Here is a 5,234-nt window from a genome sequence, read left to right on the forward strand (position 1 = left end):
ACACTGGCAATCGCCGTCATCGTGACCGAAAGTGCGACATCGCCTTTGGCCAAATAGGTAAATAAGTTGGAAGTTGTGCCGCCTGGACATACTGCTAGCAACATAACCCCTACCGCATACTCAGGCTCTAACGGCAGGATGTTTGCCAATACAAAACCAATGACGGGCAACAGTAACAGCTGATTGGTCAAGCCAATACCAACGGCTTTTGGGTATTTTAAAACACGTTTAAAATCGTTTGCGACGAGGGTCAGACCCATACCCATCATAATCAAAAATAGGCAAATGGGAATGACAACTGAATTTACTAACGTGACTATCTCAAGACTTTCCATAACTACATCCATGTAGATAAGACCCTACTCTGGGTCAGTGTATGATAATGCCGTGATGCTTAATCAGCCAATCCTGCTGATTATTTTAGGTAAAAGCCATCAACGTCATCAGCGTTTTTGTGTGATGCTTTTTTGTACCATCCAATATTTTTTATCATCCGATGTCTTGTACCGTACTATTTTTGCAGGACAACGAGGTACACGTCCCACCATAATTTTGGAACAAGGAAAGTAAGTATATCGTTGTGAAAGTCTCTTTATTTGCTTTATTCAACTACTCACCAGTCAAATATTGTCTTGCAGAACACATAAAGAATATGTGGGTGAAAGTTTAAGCAGAAGGTCTAAATAGAGGATTTGGAATGAGAAATAGCGACACCGGCACTAACATTGTCGATACTGATGACCGCCGTGCCATAAGCAATGGCTTCGACCATGCTGCCTAATTGATTGATATTACTCACTTCGAGACGTAAGCCGTAGATATGGTTATAGCCTTTCATCTGCGCTTGAGTGCGCATACGTACTAGAGCTTCACGGCGGGCGCGGTCGAGTAGAGTCTCATAGGTAGTAAGATTTTTGCCAAAAAGACTCAGCACTTTGGCAATCACCATTTTAAAATAATCTTGGGCGATAACGACGCTGCCAAGCACCAGTTCACCCTCAGAATGAGTAACTATTTTTGGCACATAAAAACGCTCACTTGAGACGATAATATGGCTCAACTCGGTTTCGGCAATAGCCAATCTCGCCAGATGCTGACGCTCATGACGCGCACCAAAAAACCAGCCAACTATAAATAAGACCAGCAGCGGTGCATAGTTGATCAGCATTTGGGTGAACGATTGATTCATGGAACGTCTCTTATCATCAAAAAGGCTACCAGTCAGTACTTGAACGCAGGCTTACTCACCAAAAGGATTAAAGCGCGGTAAGTCATCAGGCGACTGTACTGTTGATGGCTGAGGCGCTGATGACACAGGCTCTTGATACTGAGAGTGACCTGACTGATGATGCGGTGGTTGATAGGTAGGCTGCTGCGGCATCGGTACGGCTTTGACTGCTGTACCATAGACGAACAGCTCAGAAGCGCCTTGCGCAATGCTAGAGGTCGAAAAACGCAGACCAACGACAGCATCCGCTCCTAGTGCTTCGGCTTTGACAATCATCCGATCTATCGCTTCTTGACGCGACTCTTCTAACAGTTCAGTGTAGGCAGTGAGCTCACCGCCTACGATATTTTTTAGCCCAGCAAACAAGTCTTTACCAACATGCTTTGAGCGCACGGTACTACCGTATACCACATCTAAGCGCTCAGTAATCTGGTAATTGGGCAAGTGCTCAAGATTGGAGAGTTGTACAGTCATAGCACGACCTTATTGGTGATCTATAGAATATTCAGCTGCCGTTCAGCCATCTCTAGCAACGCGAGTTATTTTAGCTTTACTAGTCGTTGGTATGAAACAACAAAAACAGCTCAGTTAAGTTGCCCTCAATGCTGTTTACCATTTGCACCATTTTATCTTGATCTTTACGCATCTCAGCAAGCTCAGGGTCTTCATCGTCAATACCGCTGAGCACAATCATCGGCAAGGTCAACACTGCCACATCTTCTGCAGTTTCTTCATCTTCAAACCAATCGCTGGCTTCATCGCCATACATCGCATCAACAAACCCAATTGACCACGCCACGATATCTGAATCATCAGAAAAATCGACTGCTACTTCTTCATTACCTGCATCTTCGCCAAACGGCAGCTCAATAGGCGTCTCGTTTTTTAGCTCAGCGATGATAGATTCGCGCCAGCGCTGGATACCGTCAATGACGTTTGCTGGAATCTCGCTCACATGATCTTCAAACAATGCCTCTAACCAATTGGGTAGTGGACGACCAATGACGGTCGCTGTCAAAAAACCATGGGTGGCAACACTATCAAGCACAAACGTGCTTTCTTCGTTGTCTAAATAATCTAATAGTTCATCGAAACTAAGTTGGTTTGTCATGGTGAGGTTGTCCTTAAAAGATGGATGGCATTAAGCGCAATAAATAAGGGTCATATAAAATGACAAAAAGGCTAAAGATGACGGTTATTTGGAATAATTTGTAATAAACAGATACTAACAGAGCTTTTTTAATAGCACTTTGATAAAGCGAGCTGGTTAAGTGCTTGCACTTAAAGACAGAATCTAACCAGCTTAGCACAGCAAGCTTAGAGTAATTAGTTAACGATGGTCAGCTAATACCAATGACAATGCAAATAATGGTTTAGAAATTATAGCGTAAAACAGTTACTTGATAACCTGATGCAGGCAATGACAAACTAGAGTTCGTCATCGTCCCAATCATCACCATCTTCATCGAAATTATCGATATCATCAAGATCGTCTTTTAGCTCTTTAGCCAAACGTTTTTCTTCTAACAGATTATCAATTAAACGACGTTTTTCAAGGCTGCTTAAGCGTGTACGTACACTTTTCTCAGCCTCTTCAACCATTTTTGCATCATCATCATCGACGAAATCATCATCAAAATCGTCATCAATATCAGCATCACTCATGACCAACTCCTATCTTTTTTGGGCAAAATTATTGAAAAGTTATCAATATATATATGCCTTATAAAGTCTCTATTAAGCGTTGTCAATGCTTTTTATTACTATGACGCATTTACAAGTCAACAACAAGACACTATTGGTCATTATAGAACAGGCAATTGTAGAGATTTATTACAAGATAAATAGACGATCTAAGCCTACTCTTCTGTATCATCAATCATCAGTACCGCATTACGCACATCCGCCAAACGCTGAATCATAGCATCATTACCACCATCAAATATCGCACACTCACGCTCATAAACCGTCGTTGGACGCATGACGCTTTGTACTTGTACATGATGACTGATTTGTTTGAGACCGCTATTCGGCAATAAAATCAATATCTGCTCTTTTTTGCCGACACTGTCTAGCAGATGTGTCATTGCCTCAACTTGGGCATTGTCACTGACACCCGCTTTTGCTGGCAAAGCAAATCGTGATAGCTCAATATGCTTGTTATGGATAATTTTATTAAGCATCAGGTACAGTTTGGCAAGCATCACACCTGCTAATGCGACTTTTGCATGGCTATTGTCTGCCTTGAGCATCACGTAGGCACCGCTTTCATCAAAGCTCGGCTTATTCAATACGCTCACACCTAGTAGCAGCGGCTGTTTCAGTAACTCAGTGACTGCCTGATTTAGCAGCTGTGTACAGAGTGCCAAATATGGCAAACGCTGAGACGGTGCTAGGCGCTCTAGCATATTAAATTCATCATGAAAGACGATTTGGATGCTAACACTATCAAAGGGTCTGGTAGCAGACAAGCGAGAGGGATTACGACCTATATGATCTTTTGTGTGATTGTCATTCAGAGGACTGGTCGCATCCGTATCGCCTGCTGCAACGTTGTCACCGATACTTGCACTGCCGTTATCGCCAACAGCATCACCATCGAGCGCAGCGTCTTGATTTTGCTGTGTTCTGACATACTGATTGACCGCACTATGAATATCCAACTTACGAGTAGTAGCTGGTTGGTTATGCGCCGCGCTCGAATTTTCCTGGGAATTAGTACTACTTACAGGGCTATCACCATCGTTAAGCACCTCATTACTTTGACTGCTATTGGTCTCATCAGTTGCAGTGCTAGGCGCTGATTGACGACGTTCTCGCTCACGATCATAACCGCGCTGGTCGAGCTGCGTATATTGCTCACGATGCAAGTCTTGAACATCGCGGCTGATGGCGTTGATTTGCTCTCTGGTTGGGCGGGCAATATAGCTATAAGTCAGCCACAGCAATAAATGCAGCACCATCGAGCCAATCACAAAAGGCAACTGCATGGCAATGATTTCGCCCTTACTAATATCTTTTAGGGTCAATGCCACACTACCTATGACCGCATCGCCTTTAGTGGCGATTTGGTTGATGGTATCACCTTGCTGCATCGGTGCATTACCGACTGGCACTAAGATATCGCCGTTATTGTCTTTAATCAAGATACGGGTCACATCCTGCTCGCTGGTATAGCGATTGGCAATGACGCTTAAGCTGACACGGTCTTTATTCTCTAAAGACAGGCGTGCTTCGTCGATAAGCTGGGCGACCATTTGTTCGCCTTTTTGCGCCCGACTGTTGCTCAGCTGTTGATCGGTACTGATGACCAATAATAGGGTTTGCAAACAAAAACTAACCAGAAGAATGATGGCAAATAACCCTTGCCGCGGCGCTAAATAGGTCATGATATGGGAAACTTTTTTGAATAATTGGAATTAAAAAACGAGGCTATCGCTCATTCGCTCATTTTTGCAAGAATATGCAGCTATATTTGTTCAATTCAATACCGCATTGTCTAAATAATTTTTTTATAAAAAATCGATTATGAGACGCTGCCATCGTACAGTAGATTTGTTATGCAATTATGTGCGGCGCAAGCATTTAGCCAGTATTTATTATCTGTTTACACGCGCATCAACCTCTACTATATCACCATAGTAAGGGTTATGGCGTTAACGAGTATCATAAATTTTTTGTCATACTTTTCTTTTATTTTAGGCCGCTTTTTTTTGCGGCAGTCGCTACTTTATGTGGCGCTGATACTTTGTGCCTCATCTATAGTCGCTGACCTATAAAGCTGTTATTATTCCCAATCTTATATCAGCATACAAGGGACAATTGAGCGATGCCAAACAATACCTCTTACTCGTTACCAAAAGACAGCAAAGCATGGCAACAGGCGGTTGATTCTGTGGCCTCGTTATTACCAGAGGGCACTAACTTACAGGATTTTGATGCACTACAATCCTTGCCCATTTTTGCTTTGATTGTGGTATTGCCAACGCATGTATCCTCACTCGAT

The 5,234-nt window shown here is 43.0% G+C and carries 6 protein-coding genes; all 6 read right to left on the reverse strand.

What is annotated here, in order from left to right:
• On the reverse strand, window positions 1-335 hold a 335-nt coding region (locus VLN09_RS07030), incomplete at its 3' end, for a bile acid:sodium symporter family protein (RefSeq protein WP_325245012.1).
• Between the two features lie 344 nt (window positions 336-679).
• The gene (locus tag VLN09_RS07035) at window positions 680-1,189 is read right to left on the reverse strand and encodes a YbjQ family protein (RefSeq protein WP_325245014.1); all 510 of its coding nucleotides are present in this window, start codon (window positions 1,187-1,189) and stop codon (window positions 680-682) included.
• A gap of 51 nt (window positions 1,190-1,240) precedes the next feature.
• Window positions 1,241-1,702 (reverse strand): YbjQ family protein, encoded by a 462-nt coding sequence (locus VLN09_RS07040; RefSeq protein WP_325245016.1) that lies wholly within the window; start codon window positions 1,700-1,702, stop codon window positions 1,241-1,243.
• A 79-nt stretch (window positions 1,703-1,781) separates the two neighbouring features.
• On the reverse strand, window positions 1,782-2,339 hold the full coding sequence (locus tag VLN09_RS07045; protein WP_325245018.1) for a UPF0149 family protein: 558 nt from the start codon (window positions 2,337-2,339) through the stop codon (window positions 1,782-1,784).
• Window positions 2,340-2,656: 317 nt separating this feature from the next.
• Complete coding sequence (locus VLN09_RS07050; protein WP_325245020.1) at window positions 2,657-2,893, reverse strand: PA3496 family putative envelope integrity protein; 237 nt, start codon at window positions 2,891-2,893, stop codon at window positions 2,657-2,659.
• A 194-nt stretch (window positions 2,894-3,087) separates the two neighbouring features.
• Window positions 3,088-4,617, reverse strand: coding sequence for a hypothetical protein (locus VLN09_RS07055; protein ID WP_325245022.1), 1,530 nt, complete (start codon window positions 4,615-4,617; stop codon window positions 3,088-3,090).
• Between the last annotated feature and the right edge of the window lie 617 nt (window positions 4,618-5,234).

It is taken from the genome of Psychrobacter sp., assembly GCF_035469765.1.
Taxonomy (GTDB): domain Bacteria; phylum Pseudomonadota; class Gammaproteobacteria; order Pseudomonadales; family Moraxellaceae; genus Psychrobacter.